The 26,264-nt window shown below is 27.2% G+C and carries 25 protein-coding genes; 10 read left to right on the top strand and 15 right to left on the bottom strand.

What is annotated here, in order from left to right; genetic code table 11:
- Positions 1-53 precede the first annotated feature (53 nt).
- Together AAC008_RS12610 and AAC008_RS12605 are read right to left on the bottom strand one after the other, a co-directional pair.
- Entirely contained in the window at positions 54-1,016 is a 963-nt protein-coding gene (locus AAC008_RS12610; protein ID WP_339889648.1) for an NAD-dependent epimerase/dehydratase family protein, read from the bottom strand.
- Positions 1,017-1,095: 79 nt separating this feature from the next.
- Entirely contained in the window at positions 1,096-1,836 is a 741-nt protein-coding gene (locus AAC008_RS12605) for a WecB/TagA/CpsF family glycosyltransferase (RefSeq protein ID WP_339889647.1), read from the bottom strand.
- Between the two features lie 101 nt (positions 1,837-1,937).
- Between AAC008_RS12605 and AAC008_RS12600 the strand changes: the two genes are divergently transcribed.
- From AAC008_RS12600 to AAC008_RS12575, 6 genes are all read left to right on the top strand, one after another.
- On the top strand, positions 1,938-3,251 hold the full coding sequence (locus tag AAC008_RS12600) for an oligosaccharide flippase family protein (protein WP_339889646.1): 1,314 nt from the start codon (positions 1,938-1,940) through the stop codon (positions 3,249-3,251).
- Positions 3,244-3,981, top strand: a complete 738-nt coding sequence (locus AAC008_RS12595) for an FkbM family methyltransferase (protein ID WP_339889645.1) — start codon at positions 3,244-3,246, stop codon at positions 3,979-3,981. The genes AAC008_RS12600 and AAC008_RS12595 overlap by 8 nt, the downstream gene beginning before the upstream one ends.
- Positions 3,982-3,990: 9 nt before the next feature.
- Positions 3,991-4,722, top strand: coding sequence for a glycosyltransferase family 2 protein (locus tag AAC008_RS12590; protein ID WP_339889644.1), 732 nt, complete (start codon positions 3,991-3,993; stop codon positions 4,720-4,722).
- Positions 4,723-5,436, top strand: coding sequence for a class I SAM-dependent methyltransferase (locus tag AAC008_RS12585; protein WP_339889643.1), 714 nt, complete (start codon positions 4,723-4,725; stop codon positions 5,434-5,436).
- A 182-nt stretch (positions 5,437-5,618) separates the two neighbouring features.
- Positions 5,619-7,529 carry a glycosyltransferase family 39 protein gene (locus AAC008_RS12580; protein ID WP_339889641.1) on the top strand — a complete coding sequence of 637 codons (1,911 nt, stop codon included), beginning with the start codon at positions 5,619-5,621 and terminating at the stop codon, positions 7,527-7,529.
- Positions 7,526-8,704 carry an O-antigen ligase family protein gene (locus tag AAC008_RS12575; protein ID WP_339889640.1) on the top strand — a complete coding sequence of 393 codons (1,179 nt, stop codon included), beginning with the start codon at positions 7,526-7,528 and terminating at the stop codon, positions 8,702-8,704. The genes AAC008_RS12580 and AAC008_RS12575 overlap by 4 nt, the downstream gene beginning before the upstream one ends.
- Here AAC008_RS12575 and AAC008_RS12570 read toward each other — a convergent pair.
- From AAC008_RS12570 to AAC008_RS12560, 3 genes are read right to left on the bottom strand one after another with little or no spacing between them, the layout of a single operon-like run.
- Positions 8,698-9,771, bottom strand: coding sequence for a glycosyltransferase family 1 protein (locus tag AAC008_RS12570; RefSeq protein WP_339889638.1), 1,074 nt, complete (start codon positions 9,769-9,771; stop codon positions 8,698-8,700). The two genes, AAC008_RS12575 and AAC008_RS12570, sit on opposite strands and share 7 nt — an antisense overlap.
- A gap of 10 nt (positions 9,772-9,781) precedes the next feature.
- A complete protein-coding gene (locus AAC008_RS12565; RefSeq protein ID WP_339889637.1) occupies positions 9,782-10,567 on the bottom strand; it encodes a class I SAM-dependent methyltransferase in 786 nt (261 codons plus the stop codon).
- Positions 10,568-10,625: 58 nt separating this feature from the next.
- Positions 10,626-11,138, bottom strand: a complete 513-nt coding sequence (locus tag AAC008_RS12560) for a hypothetical protein (protein ID WP_339889636.1) — start codon at positions 11,136-11,138, stop codon at positions 10,626-10,628.
- 300 nt (positions 11,139-11,438) lie between these two features.
- On the opposite strand from AAC008_RS12560, the gene AAC008_RS12555 reads away from it, so the two are divergent.
- From AAC008_RS12555 to AAC008_RS12545, 3 genes are all read left to right on the top strand, one after another.
- Positions 11,439-12,539 carry an O-antigen ligase family protein gene (locus tag AAC008_RS12555; RefSeq protein WP_339889634.1) on the top strand — a complete coding sequence of 367 codons (1,101 nt, stop codon included), beginning with the start codon at positions 11,439-11,441 and terminating at the stop codon, positions 12,537-12,539.
- An 87-nt stretch (positions 12,540-12,626) separates the two neighbouring features.
- Complete coding sequence (locus AAC008_RS12550; RefSeq protein WP_339889633.1) at positions 12,627-13,574, top strand: glycosyltransferase family 2 protein; 948 nt, start codon at positions 12,627-12,629, stop codon at positions 13,572-13,574.
- 5 nt (positions 13,575-13,579) lie between these two features.
- Positions 13,580-14,317 (top strand): class I SAM-dependent methyltransferase, encoded by a 738-nt coding sequence (locus AAC008_RS12545; RefSeq protein ID WP_339889632.1) that lies wholly within the window; start codon positions 13,580-13,582, stop codon positions 14,315-14,317.
- Here the strand turns inward: AAC008_RS12545 and rfbD are convergent.
- The 9 genes from rfbD to AAC008_RS12500 all read right to left on the bottom strand — a co-directional run bounded on the left by rfbD (position 14,314) and on the right by AAC008_RS12500 (position 23,648).
- Positions 14,314-15,162, bottom strand: a complete 849-nt coding sequence (gene rfbD, locus AAC008_RS12540; RefSeq protein ID WP_339889630.1) for a dTDP-4-dehydrorhamnose reductase — start codon at positions 15,160-15,162, stop codon at positions 14,314-14,316. The genes AAC008_RS12545 and rfbD overlap by 4 nt on opposite strands.
- Positions 15,156-15,707: a dTDP-4-dehydrorhamnose 3,5-epimerase gene (gene rfbC, locus AAC008_RS12535; RefSeq protein ID WP_339889628.1), complete on the bottom strand. Its 552-nt coding sequence runs from the start codon at positions 15,705-15,707 to the stop codon at positions 15,156-15,158. Before rfbC ends, rfbD begins: the two co-directional genes overlap by 7 nt.
- A gap of 57 nt (positions 15,708-15,764) precedes the next feature.
- A complete protein-coding gene (gene rfbA, locus AAC008_RS12530) occupies positions 15,765-16,628 on the bottom strand; it encodes a glucose-1-phosphate thymidylyltransferase RfbA (protein WP_339889626.1) in 864 nt (287 codons plus the stop codon).
- A gap of 18 nt (positions 16,629-16,646) precedes the next feature.
- A complete protein-coding gene (locus tag AAC008_RS12525; RefSeq protein ID WP_339889625.1) occupies positions 16,647-17,606 on the bottom strand; it encodes a hypothetical protein in 960 nt (319 codons plus the stop codon).
- Positions 17,607-17,616: 10 nt separating this feature from the next.
- Entirely contained in the window at positions 17,617-19,305 is a 1,689-nt protein-coding gene (locus AAC008_RS12520; RefSeq protein ID WP_339889624.1) for a hypothetical protein, read from the bottom strand.
- A 33-nt stretch (positions 19,306-19,338) separates the two neighbouring features.
- Complete coding sequence (locus AAC008_RS12515; RefSeq protein WP_339889623.1) at positions 19,339-20,214, bottom strand: carboxypeptidase-like regulatory domain-containing protein; 876 nt, start codon at positions 20,212-20,214, stop codon at positions 19,339-19,341.
- Between the two features lie 33 nt (positions 20,215-20,247).
- A complete protein-coding gene (locus AAC008_RS12510; RefSeq protein WP_339889622.1) occupies positions 20,248-21,120 on the bottom strand; it encodes a carboxypeptidase-like regulatory domain-containing protein in 873 nt (290 codons plus the stop codon).
- A gap of 7 nt (positions 21,121-21,127) precedes the next feature.
- A complete protein-coding gene (locus tag AAC008_RS12505) occupies positions 21,128-22,615 on the bottom strand; it encodes a GH3 auxin-responsive promoter family protein (protein ID WP_339889621.1) in 1,488 nt (495 codons plus the stop codon).
- 163 nt (positions 22,616-22,778) lie between these two features.
- The gene (locus AAC008_RS12500; protein WP_339889620.1) at positions 22,779-23,648 is read right to left on the bottom strand and encodes a M23 family metallopeptidase; all 870 of its coding nucleotides are present in this window, start codon (positions 23,646-23,648) and stop codon (positions 22,779-22,781) included.
- A gap of 129 nt (positions 23,649-23,777) precedes the next feature.
- Here AAC008_RS12500 and AAC008_RS12495 point away from each other — a divergent pair, with 129 nt between their 5' ends.
- On the top strand, positions 23,778-23,981 hold the full coding sequence (locus tag AAC008_RS12495) for a twin-arginine translocase TatA/TatE family subunit (RefSeq protein ID WP_339889619.1): 204 nt from the start codon (positions 23,778-23,780) through the stop codon (positions 23,979-23,981).
- A 74-nt stretch (positions 23,982-24,055) separates the two neighbouring features.
- Here the strand turns inward: AAC008_RS12495 and AAC008_RS12490 are convergent, their stop codons facing one another.
- Positions 24,056-26,179 carry a Tex family protein gene (locus tag AAC008_RS12490; RefSeq protein ID WP_339889618.1) on the bottom strand — a complete coding sequence of 708 codons (2,124 nt, stop codon included), beginning with the start codon at positions 26,177-26,179 and terminating at the stop codon, positions 24,056-24,058.
- Positions 26,180-26,264 lie beyond the last annotated feature (85 nt).

The following is a 26,264-nucleotide window of genomic DNA, read 5'->3' as shown; positions in this document are numbered from 1 at the left end:
ATATATTAAATATAAATAATAAAAAAGCGAGTTTATATAAACTCGCTTTTTTATTATTTATTCAGATTAATTTGTTGTTCAATCCAATCATATGTTTTTTGCATACCTTCCTTAAGACTATGGGTTGGTTGCCAGTTTAGTTTTTCAAATAAAAGCTTATTATCTGAATTTCGACCTCTAACACCCGTTGGTCCTTCAATATTTTTAATTTTTAAATCTTTTTTCGAAATATCAATAGCCATTTGGGCAAAATTATTAATCGAAATCATTTCTTCTGAACCAATATTTACAGGTCCGGAAAAATCTGAATTCATTAATCGCATTACAGCATCAACACATTCATCAATATATAGAAAAGATCTTGTTTGTTTTCCATCACCCCAAACTTCTATTTGGTTTCCTTCTTCCGCTTCAGCAGCTTTTCTGCACATTGCAGCTGGTGCTTTCTCTTTTCCACCATTCCAAGTTCCTTGTGGTCCAAAAATATTATGAAATCTTGCTATTCTGACTTCGATTCCATAATTTCTTTGATAAGATAAGTATAATCTTTCGCTAAATAGTTTTTCCCAACCATATTCACTGTCAGGAGCTGCTGGATAAGCTGAATCTTCTGAACATTTTGGGTTATCAGGATCCATTTGATTATATTCTGGATACATACAAGCTGATGAAGAATAAAAAATCTTTTTTACGCCTTCTTTTTGTGATGCACCAAGTACATTTAAATTACATAATGCTGAATTATTCATAACATCTGCATCATGTTCACCAGTAAAAATATATCCTGCACCACCCATATCTGCAGCTAATTGATATACTTCGTCTATACCTTTAACAACTTTTTTGGCAACTTCAGGATCTCTCAAATCCCCTAATATAAATTCGTCTGAATTATTATTTCCGTATTCGTTTTCTTTTAAATCTACTCCTCGTACCCAAAATCCATCTGATTTTAAACGGTTAACAAGATGTCCTCCAATAAATCCACCTGCACCACAAACTAATATCTTTTTCATTATATTTTTAATGTAATATTTTATTTAGTCTACAAATATAATTTTTTTAATTTATTTTTTTGTAACTATTGTAACATTTTCATTTAATAGCATTCGTTTTATACTCTAAAATCATGCTTAATAACTTGAATCCTTTTAAATATCTGGGTATAAATATTTTGGGGTTTGAAATACATCTATGTAACCACCCTAAGTAAATTTGATCCATCCAATTTGGCATTTTTCCTTGTCTACCTGTTTTAAAGGCTAATGCCGCTCCTGTACATAAGATTGCAGGTTTGTAGGATAAGTTTTCTTTTAAATACAGTCCTAATTTTTCTTGTGTTCCTCCTCCAATATTTATTAAAATCCATTTTGGTTTTTTCTCTTCTATTTTGGATAGTAAAACAATATCGGTAACATCATTTTTGTAAAATGGTGCAGTATAATTATATGTTTCTTCTAAATCAAATTTGGCATTGTTTAAATATTGCGTATTAATTTGTCCATCAAGTTCTGAAGGGTTAATTAAAAACAATTTACCTTGATTTACTCTATCACTTTGTGATAAAAAATAATTAATAAATTCTAATCCTGATATTTTTTTTAATTTGTTTTTATATAAAATATTCCAAATCAATACCATATAACCACTATCTGGAATTATAATATCTGATTTTAATAAAGATTCATAATACGCTTTATCTTCTTTAATTGTTACTAAAGCCGGAGCAGCAGGAACTGTTAGTAATCCTCCTTTTTCATGTAGAAAATCAAAAACTCCTTTTACTAATCCATTATAGAATTTGATTCCTACTATTTGAACAGAGTTATAGTTCATTGATGTTTTTTTTGCAATAATACTTAATTTTTAAAGTACTTTAAATGTTATTTCGCTTAAATGTTGAATTTAATTGTATTTTTGGCTTCTAAAAAAATTGAATGAAAAAAATTTTAGAAAATCACTTAATCATGAGTGGATTATATAAAGCAGCTTCTGGCTTGTCTTTGTTTTTATCCATTCGGATTTTAATTGATTTTTTAGGTGTTGAAGAATACGGCTTATGGGTACTTATTTTTACGATTTTTCAATGGGTTTTATTAATGGATTTTGGGATTCAAAGCTCATTAAAAACTAAAATCCCTGTATTATTACATGAAAACAAACTTGACTTATTAAAAAGCTATATAAAAACGACATATAAATTTTCTACATATATTGGTTTCTTAATATTTGTTTGTTTCTTAATATTTAGTTATTTAGTAGATTTAAAAGCCTTATTAAATATTGAAAATCATACTAGGTCATTTATAAACAAATTGTTTATATTAAATGTTTCTTTCTTCTGTTTAAATTTCATTATTAATATTCAAAAATCATTAAATGTAGCATTTTTAAAAGGTAAATATGCTGAACAATCCATCGCATTAAATCAATTTGGTTTTTTTATATTATTATTAATTTTAGTAAATACGTTTAGTAATGCAAGTGTAGAAGAAAAATTAATATTAATTACAATGACAAATGGAATATTCGCATTGATAATAAATATCGTTTATACTTATACTTTTTTTAAAAGAGAACAGTTAAATTTAAAGACAAAAACAAAAACTCCTGCTTTATTTGTAACTAATTTATTGAAATTAGGTTCGAAATACATGTTAATAGAATTGGGTATAATTTTTATATTCACCTCAGATAATTATATTATTTCTAATGTATTTGGCACATCAAAAGTTACAGTATATGAAGTAGTTAACAAGTTATTCCAGTTTCCTTTTTTAATATTATTTGCGGGTCTTTCACCATTATGGTCCATGTTTGCAAAGCACTATATTGAAAAAAATAAAAACGCTTTATTAGTAGCATTTAAAAAATTTAATCTTTTTTATGGTGCAATTGTTATAGCTGTAACTGTTTTAGCATTATTAATTCCTTTTATTCTATCTATTTGGCTTAAAGAAAAAATTGAATATCCAAGTCATTTTATATTATTAATTTCTTTAGTAACTTTAATTAGAATTTATGTTACTTTTTATACTTTCTTTTTAAATGGTATTGGTAAATTGAATCTTTACATTTTATTTATATTAATAAGTGTAATAATAAAAATTCCATTGTCATATTTTTTTGTAGATTTGGGCTTCGATATAAACAGTGTTGTTTTGTCCTCATTAGTTATAATGGTACTTTGGGTCATTTTTATTCCATATAAGTGCTACAAAATTGTAAATTCTATTGCCATAAATGAATAAATTTATATATAAAAACAAAGCTGTACTTTTAAAATTTAAGCGCTTTTTTAATTCTTTTACAGGAATTGAAATTAGTAAGTATCCAACACCCGAACTAGACAGAAGAATTAAACTTCTAAAAGATTACAATATTGATGTGGTTATTGATGTAGGTGCCAACATTGGTCAATATGGTTCGGAATTGAGAAATATTGGTTACAATGGTCGCATTATTTCTTTTGAGCCTACTTCAGAAGCATTTGCTAAGTTAAAAAAAGCTTCTTCAAAAGATAACTCATGGGAAGTTCACAATATCTCTTTAGGGGAACGTGATGGAGAATCGACTATAAATATATCTAAAAATTCTGTAAGCAGTTCAATATTAAAAGATTTACCACAGTTAACTAATAGTGCTCCAGAAGCTACTTTTGTTACTACTGAAACAATTACTATTAACAAATTAGATACGTTATTTTCACAACTTAATTTAAAAGATAAAAATATTTATCTTAAAATTGACACACAAGGTTATGAAAAAATGGTTCTTGATGGTGCAAAAGATTCTCTTATCAAAATAGCTGGAATTCAAATAGAAATGGCTCTTATTCCTTCTTATGAAGGAAGTTTAACGTTTGAAGAAATGAGTAATTTTCTTAAATACATGGATTTTAAATTAACCACAATTGAAAGTGGTCATTACGACAAAAACACAGGCAAATTATTAGAAGTAGACGGTGTCTTTTTTAAATAAATTAAAATAATGATAAATACTTTTCAAAAACTATCTATAATAATTCCTGCATATAATGAAGGACCTACTATTCATTTTATTTTAGACAAATTACAACAGGTAAGCTTGTTAAACAACATTGAGAAAGAACTAATAATAGTTAATGATTTCTCTACAGATAATACAGAAGAGGCTATAAAAAATTACATAAATAGTAACCCTACAATTAACATTCAATATTTTAAACATGAGGTTAATAAGGGAAAAGGTGCTGCATTACATACAGGTATTCAAAAAGCGACTGGTGATTATTTAATCATACAAGATGCTGATTTAGAATATGATCCTCAAGAATACAATTTACTTTTAAAGCCTATTTTAGAAGGTTTTGCTGATGTTGTCTATGGAAGTCGTTTTATAGGTGGAAACCCTCATAGAATTTCTTTTTTTTGGCATACAATTGGGAATAAGTTTTTAACTTTTTTATCTAATATGTTTACGAATTTAAACCTATCAGATATGGAAACTTGCTACAAGTTATTTAATACTAAAGTTATTCAATCTTTACCACTTAAAGAAAATCGCTTTGGTTTTGAACCCGAAATTACAGCCAAGATATCTAGAGTGCCTAAAATAAGAATCTATGAAGTTGGTATTTCATACTATGGTAGAACTTATGAAGAAGGAAAAAAAATTGGTTGGAAAGATGGGTTTAGAGCTATTTATTGCATCTTAAAATATGGCCTTTTTAAAATAAAATAAATGGAAACAAAAGAAATTGATTTAGAGGGTTTAGAAATATTAAACGTTATTGAAAAAGCAAACAAATTCAATAATTGGATGTATGAAACCATTAAACCACATTGCAAAGGAAAAATATTAGAAATTGGAAGTGGAATTGGAAATATTTCTGAGTACTTTGTTAAGGATAAACAAGACATTGTTCTAAGTGATTTGAGAGATAATTACATTGAAATTGCAAAAAAAAAATTTCCAAATGATGTTATAAAAATAGACTTGGTAGATGAGAATTTTGATAAAAAATATAGTTCTTTACTTGGTACGTTCGACACCGTGTTTGCACTAAATGTAGTAGAGCATATTAAAGATGATGTACAAGCAATTGCAAACTGTAAAAAATTATTAAAAAAAGGAGGTCACCTTATTATTCTAGTACCTGCTTATCAAAGTTTATTTAATCAATTTGATGTTGAACTTGAACATTATAGAAGATACACTCAAAAAAGCTTAAAAAAAATAATTATAGAAAATCAATTAACCATAAAAAAAACATTTTCTTTTAATTTGATAGGTATATTAGGTTGGTTTGTTACTGGTTCAGTTTTAAAGAAAAAATCAATTCCAGAAGGACAAATGGGTTTGTTTAATAAATTGGTTCCTATATTCAAATTAGCTGATGTGCTTACTTTTAGAAAAATTGGTTTGTCTGTAATTTGTTTTGCTGTTAAAGAATAATATATATTCTTTTTTTGATGCTTTTTTATAGAGTTTTGTTTTAAAAAAAATATTAAGTTTTTGATCAATATTTTCCAACTAATGTCTTTTATGTTTTTTTAATTCTTTTTGTAGTTTACATTTACTATTAATAAAAAGATATTTTTAATTTAGAGTTTAAAAACTTTTAAAAAAAATTAATAATGTTACTATATCTCTGTTATTTTTTTGTTTTTTTATATATCTATAAATTAGATTTAAATAGTTCTTTTGCTGATTTTATAATTAAATCTACATTACTGTTTTCAACAGTTATTGTTTTGCTTGTTGAGGTTTTGAGTCTTTTTAATTCGTTAAACTTTATAAGTATATTTTCCTTTTGGTTGCTCTTTTTTATAATTTTAAGCTATCTTTTAATAAAAAAGAAAGTCTTTCTAACTATTAAAGGAAAAATTTTAAACCTAAATAAAAAGATTTCTATTATAGATAAAGTATTAATAGCTATAATAATTACAGGTGTTTTAGCAATTCTTTTTCAAGGAATTATATATCCAACAAACAACTGGGATTCATTAACTTATCACATGTCTAGAATAATGTATTGGTTGTCAAATGAATCTGTAGGTCATTTTCAAACACATATATTAAGACATTTATATCAACCTCCTTTCGCTGAATATTTTATTCTTAACATAAATGTTTTAAACGGAAATGATTATCTATCTAATAGTGTTGAATTATTTTTTTTAGTAAACATATTAGTAGTCATCTATGAAATTTTAACTAAACTAAAAATTAACTTAACTAATAAGTTAATTTCAATCTTATTTGCTCTAACAATACCATCAGTTTTATTGCAAGCAAGTACTACAAAAAATGATATTGTTGTTGCTTTTTTTATACTAACAAGTTTATTATACTGCTATAATTGTTATAGGAATATAACTTTAAAAAACTTTTTAATTCTAGGCTTATCAATTGGAATAGCTATTCTTTCGAAAGGAACTTCATATGTTTATTTATTACCTGTATTAATAGTTTTTAGCTTTTTTATGCTAAAACAGTTAATTGAAACAAAAAATTTTAAAATAATAAAGTTTGGTTTTTTACTTATTTCAGTAGTTCTTTTAATAAACATTTCTCATTATTATAGAAATTATAAAATAAATCACTCTGTTTTAAATATTGATGATTTTGAAGCTTCTTCTTTTATGAATGAAGAAATGAATTTAAAAAACTTTACTTCAAATTCACTTAAAAACATAGGATTACATTTAGGATATCCAATAAATAAAAAGTCTGATTCTATAATTAGAGATTTACACAAAGAAATAAATGTTGATATAGATGATAAAAAATTAAACTATTTAGGTGGAAAATATTCTGCTCCTTTAGAGTTAACTACTCATGAAGATTATGTTCCAAATACTTTAGCTTTTTTAATTGTTATACTCTCATTTGGAGTTATTATTTATCATTATTTTTTAAAAAATAAAAAAATTAATAAAATCTACATCGTTTTGCCATGTATTCTGGTTTTGCAAATTGTTTTATTTATTAGTATTTTTAAATGGCAACCTTGGCATACCAGGTTACATATTCCACTTTTTATTATTGGCTCATTGCATCTAGGAATTGCATTACAGATGTCAAATTATTTTAAAAAAATTATTTATTTATTAGTCCCTGTTATGATTTATTCATTTAGTTTTTATTATATATATAATAATTTAAGACCTATTGTTCAAAACAGAAAATACACAAAATCCATATCGATTTCTGATGATCGTTTTAAAAAATATTTTTCTAATCAACCTTATTTATATGAAGAATATCTGCTTATAAACAATTTGTTATATGATACAAATTCTAAAAAAATTGGCTTACATTTGGGTGATTGGGAATACCCTATTTTTAATTCGTATTATTATGAAAAAATAGAATTAATAGCTATAAATGTTAATAATGTTACTTCGAAAATTAAGCAAAATGACCAAAATATAGATTCAATTATAACCAATGAAAATGAAGAATATCTTTTGTTTAAAGGAAAAAAATATATAAATCTATCACCTAATAATACTTACATTTGGTTTTACAAACTAAGTAAATGAAAATAAACTTAAATAAATACTTATTGTATTCTTCTGTATTTGCCATATTTACAGAAGCTTTTTTCTTTAATTTTATTATTGATTGGAAGTTATTGTATTTAATAATTTTTGCGAATTTTATACTACTGCTTAAATATAAAAAAATAACGTTCAATATCTACTTTGTTGCTTTACTTGCGTTTTTCTTTATTCATGGTGTTATAACTTACACAGTAATAAAAATTCCTTATAACTTTATGCTTTCTCAAATACTTGGGATTGCTGTTGTTGGTACTTATTATTACAATTTTGTTAAATTATACAAACCAATAGAAATTATTAATGTGTATTGCAAAATGGCGTTTTGGATTGCTTTAATAGGTTATCCAATGTTTTTTTTAGGAATTAATTTCGGTCAAGTTGGAGACACAAGATTGTATAGTATATTTAAAGAACCTGCACATTATGTTATCGTAGTATTACCGGCTTGCTATTATTTTTTTAAAGAAAAAAAATATCTTTCTTTTTTAGTTGTTTTTGGAACCCTTATCCTTTCTTCTTCCTCATTAGGCTACGTTGGTTGCGGTTTACTTTTTTTGTTGCCTAATTTAACCTTAAAAAGAGTAAAGTATTTTTTAGCAATTACACCACTTTTAGTAATCACTTTTATCTATGTTTATAATAACTTTGAGTTTTTTAAAATGAGAGTTGAAGAAACCTACTCATCATTAAATGTTGCAAATACTGGTAAGTTTGATGAATATACTAACTTAAGTACTTATGTGCTTATCAGCAATGTTTATATTGCTAAAAAAAACATAATTGATCATCCTTTAGGAAGTGGAATAGGTAGTCATCATTATATGCATACTCAACATTATCTAAAAGAAATGCGACCACCACCTTATTTGGTTTCTCAAAAAAAACAAACAGACAACTCATTCGATGCAAACTCTCTATTTACAAGAATTTGTTCTGAATTTGGGTTGATTGGGTTTATAGGTATTATTCTTGGTTTAATTTATCTTACAAAATCTTATAATCATAAAGAATTATATTTTGCGCAAGGAATAGCAATTTATTTTTTATTAAAACTCTTTCGAGATGGAACTTATTTTCCTCCAGAGCTTTTCTTCTTTATATGGATTTTCTACTTTTCATATAAAGATTTTTTTGCTAAAAAATTAACTCAATAAATTTCTTTGTAGAATTCTTCGGTTTCTTTACAACATTTTTTCCAACTAAATTTTTTAGATTGGATAAGTCCTTTTTCTATAACTATATCTCTTTCGGTGTTTTTGCTTAAAATTGCTAAATATTCTTTAGCCTTTACAATGTTTAATTCATTTAATAATAAACCCGCTGAGCCAGAAACTTCGGGTATAGATGAACTATTTAATGCAATAACTGGACAACCTGCCTTCATGGCTTCGATTACAGGAATTCCAAAACCCTCATAGTTTGAAGGATATATTAATGCCAAAGCATTATTGTATAAAATATTCAAAGTAATATTGTCGATGTTTGTTAATACATCAACGTTATCTATAGCATTACCAATTTTTAATTTTTCTTCTTTATTTAAAGCTTCTCCAACAACAACTAATTTATAAGGTGTTTCTTTTAAAATATTAATTATAAAATCAAAATTTTTATAGTTCTGTCTTCCTCCAACAAATAAGATATAACCATTCTTTTCTATTGAAAGTGGTAATTGATTTATATTCTCTTTATTTAAAATAAAAAAATCATCGCTTACTCCATTATGGATTATTGTAACTTTTTGATTTTTCTTCGGTGGACAAAATTTTAATAAATCTTTATAAGTATTATCTGAAATACAAATTATTCCTGATGCTTTTTTAATACTCTTATATTTTAAAAAATTATGAGTTTGTTTTTTTAAAAAAGAAGAATGAAAATTATGAGTAAAATCGTGTACAGTTGTAACTTCTTTTCCAAAAGTAGTATCTGATAAACTTCTATAGTAACTAGAATGAAATAAAAATGGTTCTTTTTCATTAATATTTACTTTAGCCATTCTTTCTAAAATAGATGATCTATAATTTTTAGTTTCCTTAATTATTTTCTCATTAGGAATTTTTAAAAGCTTTCTATGGAAGTTTGAAATTGAATTAGTGCCTTCATAAAAAGTAACATCATGATTACTTTTAAGCAAATATTTAGTAAGCTCGAACCAATAATTAGAAACTCCTCCTTGCTTTACGTGTGAATATATTATATTATCTAAAATTAATTTCATCTATAAAACCTTAATATTGTTTTTTCAAGCTTTCCATATCAGACATCGTTTTCGATTTTAAAACGAGCTGTAATGGAAATGACATAATATACAAAATATGTTTTGCATATTTAAAGCGAAGAAACAATGTACTAAAGATATTTAGCTTTGTTGTTGTAAAAAAGTGAAGATTATTTAAATTATAATAATTAACATCATATTTATCAGCAATATACTCCATGCTTTTTCTTGAATATAATGCAATATGTTGACCGTGTTCTCTTCCATAGTACCACCATGTTTCGGGATTAGGTAAATTATCTGGAATTAATTCTGTTGAAAAAATTACATTTTTAGAAATTGAAAATATTTTTTCAATTTCTTTTAAAGGTTCTTCAAAATGTTCAAAACTTTCAAAACTTGTAACTACATCGTATTTGATGTTCTCTTCTTGTTCAAAGCCTCTCGAAAGAAGGTTTTTTGTATAAGGATCATTCCAATGAAAATTAAACCCTATATCTCTCATTAATCGAGTAAAAACACCATAACCACCAGCATAATCTATAAAATTGTATTCTTTCTTAAAAAAAAGCAATATAATACTTGTTACAATTTTTGAAGATCTAATGTTTCTTAACATTATTCCTGTGTCAGTAAGATTCATAGGGTTAGCATATGATTCTTCTAACCAATAAGGTTGTTCTGTTTGAACAAATTTACAATTTATACATCTAAAATAATCGACATCATATTTGTATAAAATTTTTGTCGTAAATATTTTTTCAATTTTGCTATTACAAATTTTACAATTATTCATTTTAAAATATTTATATAAACAAAAAAGAAGTTTTTATAAAAACTTCTTTTTTGTAATACTATTTAATCAATATCTGTTCTATTTTTTCACTTCCTACAATTCCTGGAGGATATTTGTTTGAGTGTGATATATCACATCTTTGTTTAGCTTCATCCCATACAAAAGACTCATCAGCTAAAAAATAACCTAGATATTTATAATCACTACCGTCAAAAACCATTTTGTTATTTTGCTCTACTGAAATACCTTTCATAACCAAAGTGCTTTGATCTTTGTTTGTGCTTGCAACTATAGAAAAACTTTCTACTGGTGTGTTTTCTGGAATTTCAATACTAATTCTTTGAATTACATCAGAACCTTTTACTTTTACAGTAATTGGTTTGTCGTAAAGGAAATAGTTATCTACTTTACAGAAAACAGCTAAACTATCATCTTTTATATAAATTGCATCAAGAATTAAAGTAGTTTTTAAAGACTCTTTTGGTTCTGTCAATTCTTGGTTTTCTTTTTTATCTTTTCCACATGAAACTAGTGTTAAAACACCAATTAACAATAAAATGCTTTTTTTCATTTATTTACGATATTATTTTTTGCAAATGTAAATTATTTTTTGATACGTAAATATAATTTACAAAATTATTTTTTATTCTATCTTTGTTTCCGTTATCTACCTAAATTATTCTTTTTAAACCAATTAAAAAAAGCTATAAACATGATTTTTAGTGCCGAAAAAAATTTCAAATATCTAATTCCACTATTGTTTATTTTTCCTTTTTTTAAAGAAAATATTGCCACTGTATTCTTTATTTTACTATTTATAAATACCCTATTTTATTCGTTTAAGATCAAAAAATTTGTTCTAACTAAAAAAATGATGTTGTTTACAATTCCTTTTTGGATTGTTTGTGTTACTTGTTTATTTTGGTATTCTAATTATCAAGACTTAAAACCTGTAAAAAACAGCTTATATTTTCTGTTATTTCCATTAGTTTTTTTTAATATTCCAAAAGCTTATTTTTCAAAAGAAAAACTAAATTTTTATTTCGAAATTTTAAAATATGTAGTATTTATAATTTCAATTAGTTACTTTTTGGCGTTTTTTTATTTTTATGATTATGAGCACCTTTTTCAATATAAATATGAAATTCCAAAATTTAGAGATTTTATTTATCATGAAATTCCTTTTTTTAGAATTCATCCTACCTATTTTACTTCAATATTAATCTTTACAACTGGTTTTTCAGCCTTAAAAATCATAACTGAAAAGAAATGGAGTGAAATCATATTTGTTTTAACTTTCATGATAACTTCTATTGTACTACTAGCAAAGCTGAACATGGTTTTTTTAGTTTTAATGTTGGTGTTTATAATAATCTTTAAGTTTAAAATCGCTAAAAGATATAAAGCTCTCGCAATAATACTATTGTTTATTGGCTCGGTTGGAATGATTAAGTATGTTCCAGGTGTAAAAAATAGATTTGTAGAAATTGTAAATAGTTATAATAATCCCCCAGAAGGAATGTCGTATGATTCGACAAATATTAGAATGGCTATTTTTAATTGTAGCAAACAAATTGCTGAAGATAACTTTATAACTGGTGTTGGTTTTACTAATGCCAAAAATGTAATTTTAGACTGTTTTAAATCAAATTATGATTCAGAGTTTTATAAAGACAAAAAGTACTTAACACACAATTACTTTATGTATATGTTAATTTCTAGTGGGATTTTTGGACTCTTATTTTTTCTATATTACATCATTACTATCATCCGATTTACTTTAAAAATTAATTCTTTTCTATTGTATGTGGTTGTTTTAAATGTTTTACTAGTCTGTTTAATAGAAGACTTTTTTTATAGACAATTTGGTTTGTTTTATTTTAGTTTGCTTTTTTATTCTTTTTTAAACAGTAAACAAGATTTGCTATTTAATAAAGAAGAAATCTTTTCCAAACGAAAAAATTTACAATAGTTTATTTTAACGCTGAAAATTATTTAATCTACTTTTAAAATTAAATTTGTACTTTAGTTCAGTGCTAAAAAATCTTTATAACAAATTATGAATAAACCACAAATAGGAATTATTTCTCCTTGTTACAATGAAGCGTTAGTTTTAAATGAAACTTCTTTACGATTAAACTCAGTTATTGAAGAATTAATTTTAAAAAATTGCATTTCCGAAAAAAGTTTCATTGTATTTATAGATGATGGAAGCAACGATTCTACTTGGAAAATTATTGAAGAAAATGCTAAAAAACACAGTCAGATTAAAGGTTTAAAGTTGGCTAAAAATGTGGGGCATCAAAATGCTTTACTTGCAGGACTTCTTACTTATAAAGAGGACGCTGATGCGTTAATTTCAATTGATGCAGATTTACAAGATGATATTAATGTTATTGAAGAAATGATAATTAAGTTTTCTCAAGGAACAGATGTTGTTTATGGTGTTAGAAAAGAAAGAAAAAACGATTCTTTTTTTAAAAGAAATACGGCTTTACTTTTTTATAAGTTAATGAAAAAAATGAGAGTAAACATTGTTTATAACCACGCAGATTTTAGACTTTGTAGCAAGCGTGTTCTAAATGCTTTAGCTGAATATGGAGAGATTAATTTGTTTATACGAGGCATTATCCCAACAATAGGTTTTAATCAAAAAACGGTCTATTATAATCGTTTGGAACGTTTGGCCGGAAAATCAAAATATTCTATTTTAAAAATGATTTCTTTTGCTTGGAACGGAATTACTTCTTTTAGTAATTATCCTTTACGATTGGTAACAATTATTGGTTTTGCGATCTTTTGTTTATGCTTAATAATGTCTGCTTATGCACTTTTTGGACTATATACAGGTAATTATGTACCCGGTTGGCTATCTACTGTTTTGCCAATGTATTTTTTAGGAGGTGTGCAGTTATTTTGTTTTGGAATTATTGGTGAATATATCGGTAAAATATATGCTGAAGTAAAACAAAGACCTAGATATTTTATAGATAAAAAAATAGATTAAGCATCATGGAAGAAAATTTTGAAAAAAAATATCATGATGTAGAAACAAAACATTGGTGGTTCAAATCGCGAAGAAAATATCTAATTGATTTGCTTAAAACTGCTCCTAAAGATTCCAAAATCTTAGATATTGGTTGTTCATCTGGAGTTTTCCTAATGGATTTAGAAAAAATTGGTTTTAATTCTAATAACTTATTTGGTATAGACATTAGTGAAAAAGCTATATTAAATAGTAAGAAAAATGGATTGAAAAACACTTTTGTTATGGATGCCCAAAATATTATTTTAACCGAAAAGTTTGATGTTATTATAGCTTCAGATTGTTTAGAACATTTGGAAAATGATGAAAAAGCATTAAAAAATTGGAAAAACTTATTGAAAACTAACGGAAAAATGTATGTTTTTGTTCCGGCTTTTATGAGTTTATGGAGTTATCATGATGAAGTAAATATGCATTTTAGACGTTACACAAAAAACGAATTAAAAACGAAAATAGTAAATGAAAATTTAGAGATAATCAAAGCTAGTTATTGGAATTTTTTCTTGTTTGTTCCAGTTTATGTTTTTAGAAAAATTTCTGTTTTAACGAATCAAAAAAAATCTGGAGTAAGTGATATTTCTGTTGGAAATTCATTTATAAACAATCTTTTACTTCAATTAATTGTTTTTGAAAATAAATTATTAAAACGAATCAATTTTCCTTTTGGCGTTAGTACTTTTTGTATTGCAAAAAAGGTTGATTAGATTTTACTTAAACTCGTTTCCCAACTGTCAATTTTAACACCAAAAACATTCTTAATCTTACTTTTATCTAAAACACTATAAGCAGGTCTTTTTGCAGGTGTTGGATAACTTGAAGTAGGAATTGAATGTAAATCTATGTTGATGTTATTTACTTCAAATATTTTTTTTGCAAAATCAAACCAAGAACATTGCCCTTCATTGCTGAAGTTGTAAACTCCAAATTTTTCAGTGTTGCGTTTTGAGTGTTCCGTTATTATTGTTACTAAAACTTCGGCTAAATCAACAGCGTTTGTTGGTGTTCCAATCTGATCATCAACAACAGATAAACTATCTCTTTCTGATGCTAAACGCAACATAGTTTTCATAAAATTATTGGCAAATTGCGAATAAACCCAAGAAGTTCTAACTATAAAATGTTTTTCCCAAATATCTTGAATGGCTAATTCTCCATCTAATTTGGTTTGTCCATAAACTCCAGTTGGATTAGGAATATCTAATTCAGTATAAGGAGTTGTTTTACTTCCATCAAAGATAAAATCTGTGGAAACATGTAATAAAACAGTGTTGTTTATTTTACAAATTTTTGCTAAATTTTGTGGACCAAGAACGTTAATTGAATAGGCTTTTTCTGGTTCTGATTCAGCTTTATCAACTGCTGTGTAAGCTGCTGCATTTATACAATAATCCGGAATAAATTCATTAAAAACAGCATTTACATTGTCATAATTTGTAATGTCTAATTTTTCTGAATTACAAAAAACAAATTCAATATTAGGATAGTTCTTTTCAATAAATTGAAGAGATTGTCCTAATTGTCCATTTGCTCCTGTTACTAAAACTACCATACTTTTTTAGCCTTTATTAATTCTGGTAAAATTTGATCTTTTTCAGAAATAATGCATTTCTCAATTGGAAATTGCCAATCTATATTTAAAGAAGAATCATTAAAAATTATTCCTCCTTCACTTTCTTTGTTGTAAAAATTATCACATTTATAGAAAAAAGTTGCCGTTTCACTTAGAACCAAAAAACCATGAGCAAAACCTCTTGGAACAAAAAATTGCTTTTGATTTTCTCCAGAAAGTAAAATAGATTCAAATTGACCGAATGTTTTTGAATCTGGTCGAATATCAACAGCAACGTCTAAAACTTCTCCTTGTAAAACACGAACTAATTTAGCTTGAGCATGTTCTCCTGTTTGATAATGAAGTCCTCTTAAAACTCCTTGAGTTGAATAAGATTGATTGTCTTGAACAAAATGGATGTCTTTTCCAATTCCTTTTTGAAAAGTGTTTTCATTAAAACTTTCCATAAAATAACCTCTTTCGTCTTTGATTATTTTTGGCTCAATAATAAAGCAACCTTCTAATTTTGTCTCAATAAAATTCATGTTCAATTTAAATTTCAAGAACAACATCAAAAATTAAATTGCATTGTTCTTATTTTTTTATTTTTCTAATAAGCTCATTAAATGTGTACCATAACCACTTTTTAATAAAGGTTGTGCTAATTCTTTTAATTGATTAGCATCAATGAATCCCATTTTAAAAGCAGCTTCTTCAATGGCTCCAATTTTTAAACCTTGTCTTTCTTCAATAACTTGTACAAATTGTCCGGCTTGCATTAAAGATTGAAATGTTCCTGTATCTAACCAAGCTGTTCCTCTATCTAATATACTTACTTTTAAGTTTCCTCTTTTTAGATATTCTTTATTTACATCTGTAATTTCTAATTCTCCTCTATGACTTGGTTTTATATTAGCTGCAACCTCAACAACAGAGTTGTCATAAAAGTAAATTCCTGGAACTGCATAATTAGATTTTGGTTGTTCTGGTTTTTCTTCAATAGAAAGCACATTTCCGTCTTTATCAAAATCAACTACTCCATATCGTTCTGGATCGTGAACGTGATAAGCATAAATAATTCCTCCATCTGGATCGTTATTTGCTTGAAGTAATTCCGCTAAACCTGTTCCGTAGAAAATATTATCTCCTAAAATTAATGCTACTTTATCATCACCAATAAATTCTTTTCCAATAATAAAAGCTTCTGCTAATCCGTTTGGGTTTTCTTGTACAGCATATTCAAAACGACAACCTAATCTTTTTCCATCACCTAACAATTGTTGAAATAAAGGTAAATCGTGTGGTGTAGAAATAATTAAAATTTCATTAATTCCAGCCCACATTAAAGTTGACAATGGATAATAAATCATTGGCTTATCATAAATAGGCATCAATTGCTTACTCACAGCTAATGTTAATGGGTGTAATCTTGTTCCTGAGCCACCTGCTAATATTATTCCTTTCATTGTTTTAGTATTAGAGTTTTATGCTAAATTTCTTTTTGCTAATTGCTTTTTATAAAAATTTCTAAAAGCAGCTATAACTAAAAATAAAAAAACAAATAGTAAAGGGTAAACAAATTTTAATTTACCATTAGTACCTTTAATGTCTTTGATGTTTAGTGTTACTGATATTTCTTTTATTGTTTTTTCAAAGTTTAATAAGGCTATTCGGTTTGAGGATTGCTTATTAACAAGTTGCTCTTTTGATTTTATAACTTCATTAAGTTGATTGTTTTCACTTATATATACAGAAGTTGATTTTCCTGATTGTTTTGGAATATCATTTAAAATATCATTAATTTGAACTAATGTTTGCTCATTTGAGAGTATTTCAATTTTAAGGTTACTAGCCACTTCTGATCGGATTTTTGAAAAGTAATCAGAGTTTTCAAAATAATTTAAAATTGGGTCTAAAAAATCTTCTCTTTTTGAAGCATTTTTAGTTTTAATTTTAATTAAATGATATGGATAATTTTTTGCAGTGGTTTCATTTTCAATAATTTTATCTATATCACCGTCTTCTGCCATTAATCTAATTAAATCAAAATTTGACTCTTTGTCTTGAATGAATTTATATACATCCATTATAGGTTCTACTTCTATTGGACCTAGTTTTCCAGGCTCTTTAATACCAATAGATTTTAAAAAAAGTGTATCTCCTTCTTTTCTTTTTGAATTGATCAGTTTTATCTTTGAATACAAATAGTCAACGCTACCAAAATTAGGTATAACTACTACTTCATGGTCGTACTCATTTGTTTTTTTATCTGATATATATCCTAATACTATTCCAAGTATAAATAGAATTCCTAGTATGATAATGTTTCTTTTTAAAAATAATATAAAATCAAAAATAGAATCAACTAAACTTTGAAAAAAACTGCCAATTTTTTTTGTCAATTGACCTAAATCTATTTCTTGTTCTTGAGGATTTGTACTCATGTTATGTTAATTATTTTGTGTTAAATATTTGTTCTAAAATCTTTATAGTAATTAAATACGTTGGTTTAACTCCTGTTGTTCCTAAACCACCAGATGCTAATGTACTTCCTGTTTCTAAAGGATTATCAGAAGCGTAATAAGCATATCTTACTTTTACATTAGGATTGATGCTTTTTCTGATTTTTGAAGCAGATTGAATAGCTTTTTGATAATAAGCTCCTTCCATTTCTAAACCAATAGCTTGCCAAGTTGATTCGTGAAAGAATTTTAATAAATCTCTGTTTTGCAACGAAGTTCCTAAAACCGAAACCATTGGTCCAGCAAAAACCGGAATTCCTTTTCCTTCGAACATTTCTTTGGTTAATTCATTTTCAAAAGGATAATTATCAGCTGTTCCTTCATTGATGTGAGCACAAGGAATCATAATATCTCCTTTTCCTCCTTCAAGAATTCCTGCTTTTCCCATTATCGAAACCGATTCAACATTTAAAAATATTTTCGTTTTATCAATTTTATATGGCTTTAATAACTCATCAATAGTTTCAAAAGCTTGTTCTCCAAAAGCATAATCCATTACGATTAAAACGGGCTTCTCTTTTTCAAAAGTTGCTGTTGGAAAAGCTGATTTTTTAAAATCAATTTGTGCTGTATCAAAAATTTGAACATCAATATTTGTTCCTGATGTATCTGGTAGAGAAATCATTCCGTTTTTAAGAGCGTAATCTTCAACTTTTTTGCGTAAATCTTTGTTATTAGAGCCACTTAAATCTTCAAAAATTTGAAATTCAGTAGCATCTTTATATTTTTTTCCAAGAACCGGTTCTGCAAAGATAGAATTCATCACACTGTGCATATTAGCACTAATAACATGGATTGGTCGTTCTATTAAATTGTTTTTTTTCAAAACTTCTTTAATACTGTTTGCCCAAATTTCTCCATAAATATGATGTCCTAATCGTTCTCTTAAAATTGGACTAAAAGTAATCGTTCTTTTGTTGTTTACAGTAACCTCTTCAATTGCAAGTTTTCCCAACCAATATACAATGTGTAAAAAACGTTCTGGTGCTTCTGGAGTTGAAAAATCTGGATAAATAGCTTGTACTTCTGCAAAAGTTCTTCCTAAAACACTTGAAATATGTGAAATAGCTGTTTCTCTTTCAACTACAGTTAGCTTTTTATTTTGATGTACTAATTGCTCTAATTTTTGCCAGTCGCGAGTAACTTCTCCAATTTCATCAATTAAAACTCGGTCTTTAATTTTGTGTGATTCGATGAAAATAAATGTCAAATGCGTTAAAATATCATAAATATCAGAACGACCACGTGTAATTTCCACGTTCATTTGTTCGTCATCAATTCTGTAACAATTTCTTCTTCTTTTTGGAGGAACAATGGCTTTAAAATGCGAATTTGAATACCCTTCATCTGAAGTTAAGTTAATAAAACGACATTGCTCTATTCCTACTGGAAGTCTTTCAATAACGTATAATAATCCGCTTAATTCTACTTTTTCTTCTGCAATACTTCCATAAATTTCTGGACGTAATGATAATAATGCTTCACGCAAAGTTTCTCCAGAAACTCCCATTGGCTTATAAAAACCTCTGTTAAAAAGGTGACGCATACTTATGTATAAACGCTCAATGGCAGCAGATGATTCCTGTGCTCTTGAACGTGATATGTTTTTAATTTCTTTCATAATCTGTTTTTCTAACCTGCAAATATACTATTTTTAGTTTTGTGTAGTTGCTATTGATATTTTAAAGTCAGGATAATTATTCATTTTATCTGTTGCTTTCCATTTACCTTTATTGTACTGATAAACTTTGGTTTCTAACTTTGTTGTTTTAATAGAAGGAGAAATACTTATGACTTTTGTACCATTATGATCCATTGTATATCTGTTTTTTTTGATGTTTATAACTTCAATTGCAATAAAAAAGCCATTCTCTGGAATTTCAATTTTTCTATCTAAAATATTTATATCATGTGTTTGTATAAAGTTTTTAATGATATTATTCACTCCATCACTATCTGAAGATTTTACATTTATTATTAAAGGATCAATATTATATTCCTCTCCTATGTTTTTAAGTGAATCCGTTTTGAAAAACCTTATTTTAAAAATGTTAGATTTTTCAGAAAAATTTAATGTTGATAGACTTAAATTATCTAAAAATAATTTATTTTTTTGATTGCTAATTCCCTCTATAAAATACGCTTTTAAAGATGTTGCTGCATATGATGAAGCTGAATGTGAATTATTATTGGTTTGAAAATCTATCCATTGTTTTTTTTGATTATATAAATCAATATTTTCCGTTTCCTGAGTATTAGCGTTTGGTTTTAAAAGAATTTTTTTATCTAAATTTTCAACCGTAATTTTCTTTTCTTCATAACCTGTTGTAAAAAACCATAACGTATCTTGTTTGGTTAAGTTTTCTGCTTTAAATTTTCCTTTTTTATCTGTAGAAAAATTAAATTCTGGTTTTGAAGTAAATACTCCAACATAAGCAACTGGTTTTCCAGAAATACTATCTAAAACAACACCTTTTACTTGTGCTGAAAGGGAAAATGTGGTTAGTAATAAAAGAATGATTTTTTTCATTTGTGATTTAAATTGAAAATATTGTCGAATTTTTTAATTAGTTAAGGTTAATTGTAAACTTATATTATGATACGTTTTATAACCTTTTGGTTGAAAATTAAATAATGATGCTTTGTTATTTTTAATTAAATATACATTAGGTTCTGAATCGAAATATCCAACAATGTGAGGTTCATAAGTAACTCCTTCAAACCTGCCTTTTTTTCCTTCCATTGTATATTTATATTCAAACTTATTTTCTTCTATAACTAAACTTTCAAAAGCAATCATTAAGCCTTCTTTTGGAAAAACTAATTTATAACTTGTTAAGTCAATTGTTTGTAGTTGCTTTCCTTTTTTACAAGTTATTATTATTTCATCTTCTAAAATATTTGTTTCAATTTCTTTTAATGAGTCAATTGTGAATATTCGAAGTTTTATTTTTGAATTTTTAACTCTTGATCTTGTTATAAATTTAATTTCTTTAATAAACTGAAATGTTTTGTTTTCCTTTTCAAATTTAAAAAAACGTCCCCACATATGAGATGTTCCTCCATTTCCATATGATGTTCCATCTTTTTTTAATTCACCTAAAACTAATTCTTGAGTGTTAAGCTTTCCAATAACAACAACCTCATTTAATTCATAAGTTTTTGGAGCAAGTTTTATAATTAAATTTGAATTTTTGGATATTTTTTTATCAAAATAACCCAAATTAGAAACATGAATTATGTTTAATGAATCTTTTTGAGGTAAAATAAAATTTCCTTTTTCATCTGTATTTACTCCAATTCTTGAATTTTCGTATATAACGGCTGCATAAGCAATAGGTTTGCCCGAAATACTATCCAAAACAACTCCTTTTATTTGTGCTGAGAGGGGAAGTGTTGTTAGTAATAGTAAAAATAATAATCTTTTTTCTTTCATCTTTTTTCTATTCTCTTCCTAACTTATCTGCAATTGTTCTATTATCACTTAATCTTGGTAGTTTGTTTTGTCCTCCCAATTTTCCAATCGATTTCATATAGTCTTGAAAACCATTTTTTGGTACTTTAGAAACGACTAATGTTCTCAAAACTTTGCCTACAATTAAATCGTCATAATAAACGTTTTGTTTTCGCATAGCGTTATCGATTTTTAACGCAAATTCTTCTAAATTATTGGGTTCGTTTTGAAATTCTATAAACCATTCGTGATAAGGTAAACCTGAATTTGGATTTATTTGTGGCGCAACCGTGAATTCGTTTACACGAACTTCTGTGTTTTCTGTGGCTTCTTGCAAAGCACTTTCAACTTCTTTTGCAATTACGTGTTCTCCAAAAGCTGAAATAAAATGTTTTATTCTTCCAGAAACTATTATTCTATAAGGTTTTAAATTTGTAAATTGAACTGTGTCACCAATATTGTAAGCCCAAAGTCCAGCATTTGTGGAAATGATTAGAACGTAGTTTATACCTAATTCGACTTCTCCTATTGTATGTCTTTTTGCGTTTTCGTTATGAAATTCGTTGGCTTTTATAAATTCATAGAAAATACCTGAATTTAATAACAAAAGCATTCCTTTTTCTGTTTGGGAATCTTGATAAGCAAAAAAGCCTTCTGAAGCGGGAAATAATTCAATTGAATCGACTTTTCGACCGATTAAATTTTCGAATTTGGCTCTATATGGTTCGTAATTTACGCCTCCATAAATGAATAAATTGAAGTTTTTAAATATTTCTCCAACCGGTTTATTCGCTTTTTCTTTTAGTTTTTCAAAATACATTTGTACCCAAGATGGAATTCCGGAAATGACTGCCATGTCTTCGTTTATGGTTTCTTCTACAATTGCGTTGACTTTAGTTTCCCAATCTTCTATGCAATTGGTTTCCCAACTTGGCATTCTGTTTTTTTGTAGATAAGCGGGTACAAAATGAGCTACAATTCCGGATAAACGACCTAACATGACTCCGTTTTTGTCTTCTAAAGTTGGACTTCCTTGTAAGAAAATCATTTTTCCGTCAACAAAATCGGCTTTACCTGTTTCGTGAATGTAGCTTAAAATAGCATTTCGAGCCGCTTGAATATGAAAGGGCATTGATTCTTTTGTCAATGGAATATATTTGGCCCCAGAAGTTGTTCCTGATGTTTTGGCAAAATATAAAGGTTTTCCTTTCCAAAGAATGTCTGTTTCACCTTTTACAACTTTATCAACATAGGTTTTTAAACCTTCATAATCTCTTACTGGAACTTTCTTTACAAAGTCTTGATGTGATTTTATTTGTGAAAAATTATGGTCTTTTCCGAATTCGGTTTCGGAAGCTTGTTGAATTAAGTCTAAAAAAACTTTTTGCTGGGTTTCAACTGGATTTGAAGCCCATTTTTGAGTTTTTGAATGTATGCTTTTGGCAAATATTTTTGCTGCGAAACTTTTTATACTCATAGTTTGTGAATTAGCCCAGACATGAATGAATAGCTTTTTTGTGAAAAAATGTAGTTTTTGTGGTTGTAAAAAAGCGACCAAAGGAAGCTCTTTTTATAACTTACAAAAACATGTTTTTTGCAAAAAACTTGTAATGGATGGCTGGAAATAGCTCCTAAAAACATTACTGAAAATTAATAAATTGCGTTGGATTTATAGGAAAACCTTCTTTCCAAAGTTCAAAATAGAAATTGTTGCTGTTGTTTTGAAATTCGGTGCTTCCGGCTTGACCAATAACTTCTCCAGAACGAACATTATCTCGTACGGATTTTGTTAAAAATGCTATATTTTTATATACTGATATCAGTTCGTCTTTGTGTTTAATAATCACAACATAGCCATAATTTGGTGTCCAATCAGCAAACAAAATTGTTCCTGATGCAACCGCTTTAATGGGTGTGTCTTTTGCTACGGCAATTTCGATTCCATAGTTTTTAGCAACTGGATTGTATTTTTTAATGATTTTTCCGTTTGTTGGTGGAAATAATACAAAATTGACTTTTGCTTTTGCGTTATCAAACACATTGTATTTGTCTTCAATTGCTACTTGATCTCTTAATTCTTGTTCCTCTTTGGTGGTTTTTACATCAAAATCTTCTGGTTTAACGATGTTGTTATTTTGAAGAGAATCTTTATTTAATTTGGCATATTCTAATTCTCCAATTAGTACTTTTTTTATAGAAGCAATGTATTTGTTATTTAATTCTACATTGTTTTGAAGAGAATCTGATTTGATGGCTAGAACAATTGCGTCTTGTTTTAATTTGGTAGATGCATATCCTGGAATATATTCGCGAAGTGGTGTAAACGCAATTATGTATGTAGTTATTGAAATTAAAAATATAGCTGAAAGTGTTGCTCCAACAAAGACATTCATTAAGTTTAATTTTAATGAAAATGTTTCTTCAAACGTGTCTTCGTTAAGAATTACAAGTCTTCGTTTGTTGAATAATTTATTTTTTAATAGTTGTCTTTTGATTCTTTTTTTGGACATTTTTTAACCGTTTGTTTTACAAATATAAGAATTATGCTTTGTTAAGAGATTAGCTTATGGATAATTATTCGTTAAAAAAGTAGCATTTGTTATTTTCTTTTTATCTTTGCAGTATTAAATCTTAAAAAAATGAATACATTATCTATATTTTTAGGTGTAATTGGTGCTCCACAAATAATCTTAGTTGTGGTTATCATATTATTACTTTTTGGTGGTAAAAAAATTCCTGAATTAATGAAAGGTCTTGGTGGTGGCGTTAAAGAATTTAAGAACGCTATGAAAGAAGAAGAAAATAAAGATTCTAAAAAAGACGAAACTACTACAAAAGAGTAAGCTTTTTTAAAATTTAAAAAAATAAAATCCCAAATTCCAATTTTTATAAGTTGGAGTTTGGGATTTTTTGTGTTTTACAAAATCATCGTCAATTGAATCCTTTTCCTAGCTTCATCAACCTCAACGACTTTTATTTGAACGTGTTGGTGTAGTTTTACTACTTCATTTACATCAGAAACAAAGCCTTCTTTTAGTTGCGAAATGTGAACCAAACCACTTTCTTTGATTCCAACATCTACGAAACAACCGAAAGCTGTTATGTTATTAACAATTCCTGGTAAAATCATTCCAGTTCTTAAGTCTTTTATGGTTTTTACGTTTGGATCAAATTCGAATACTTTGGCTGATTTTCTTGGATCTAATCCTGGTTTTTCTAGTTCTTTTACGATGTCTTTTAATCCTAAAATTCCTATTTCAGCAGTGATGTAGTTCTCTAATTTTATTTGGCTTATTTTTTCTTTATTTCCGATTAAATCTTCAACCGAAATTTTCAAATCTTTTGCCATTTTTTCCACAATTTTATAAGCTTCTGGATGAACCGCTGAATTGTCTAAAGGGTTTTTTCCGTCTTTTATTCTGATAAATGCTGCGGCTTGTTGATAAGCTTTTTCTCCTAATCTTGGTACTTTTTTGATTTGTTTTCGGTCTTCAAAAGGACCGTTTTCTGAACGATAAGCTACAATGTTTTCTGCCATTTTTTCTCCAATTCCAGAGACGTAACTTAATAGAGATTTACTAGCTGTGTTGATGTTTATTCCAACAGAATTCACACATCGAACAACAGTATTGTCTAATTCTTCTTTTAATTTGGTTTGGTCGACATCGTGTTGGTATTGACCAACTCCAATGGATTTTGCGTCGATTTTTACTAATTCAGCTAAAGGATCTGACAATCTTCTTCCAATAGAAACTGAACCACGAACGGTTACATCAAAATTTGGAAATTCTTCACGAGCAATTTTTGATGCTGAATAAACTGATGCTCCAGCTTCTGAAACTACAAATACTTGAACGGGTTTGTCAAAAGCAATTTTTTTGATAAAAAATTCGGTTTCACGACTTGCTGTTCCGTTTCCAATAGAAATGGCTTCAACATTGTAAGCGTTTACCATGGAACGGATTTTCTTCATTGCCATTCCGCTTTCGTTTTGTGGTGCGTGTGGATAAATGGTTTCGTTATATAACAAATCTCCTTTTTCATCCAAACAAACAATTTTACAACCACTTCTAAAACCTGGATCAATCGCTAAAATTCGTTTTTCACCTAAAGGTGGTGCTAATAATAATTGCCCTAAATTACCAGCAAAAACTTCAATGGCTTTTTCATCGGCTTTAGTTTTTGCTTCTTGCAGAGTTTCGTTTGAAATTGCTGGTTCTAATAGACGTTTGTAACTGTCTTTTATAGCAATTTTGACTTGTTCTGTAGATTCATTTCTACCTTTTAAGGTGTTTTCTTCAATGAAATCTATAGCTTCATCATTATCAACCTCAACTTTTAGTTTTATGAAACCTTCATTTACAGCACGAAGCATGGCTAATAATCTATGTGAAGGTGCTTTTGAAATTGGTTCTGACCAATCAAAATATTGTTTGAATTTTTGAGCATCTTCTTCTTCAGCTTTCTTCTTAACCACTTTTGTAGTTACAGTAGCTTTTCTTTGAAACAATCGACGAAGATTCTTTCTGACAAAAACATTTTCGTTTATCCATTCGGCAATAATGTCTCTTGCACCTTGTAAGGCTTCATCTTCGTTTACAACATTTTTTGAAATGTATTTTGAAGCTTCAAAGTCAATTTCGTCATTGTTTTGAGCCATTATGATTTTTGCCAAAGGTTCTAATCCGTTTTCACGAGCTACATCAGCTTTGGTTTTTTTCTTCTTTTTATAAGGCAAATACAAATCTTCAATTTCTTGTAAATCGAAACTGTTTTGGATTTTTGATTTTAGTTCTGAAGTTAATTGACCTTGTTCTTCAATTGTTTTTAGAATGGAATCTTTTCGTTTTACGATTTCGTCATATTGCTTTGAAAGTTTGGCAATATTTTCAATTTGAACCTCATCTAAATTTCCGGTTGTATCTTTTCGGTAACGCGAAATAAAGGGAATTGTACAATCTTCTGAAAGTAATTTTAAAGTGGCTTCTATGTTTTTATCAACAGTGTTTACAACTGTTTTTATAAATTGAATTTGGTTCATTTAGGTGTTATATTTCTAAGGTGCAATTTATGCAAATTACTTCAGTTTACTAAAAATAGTGATGAATTTATATGAAGTTTATTCT

Source organism: uncultured Flavobacterium sp. (genome assembly GCF_963975515.1).
GTDB lineage: Bacteria > Bacteroidota > Bacteroidia > Flavobacteriales > Flavobacteriaceae > Flavobacterium.
Note: the sequence above shows the minus strand (reverse complement) of the source record. Positions and strands in the feature narration are given on the sequence as shown.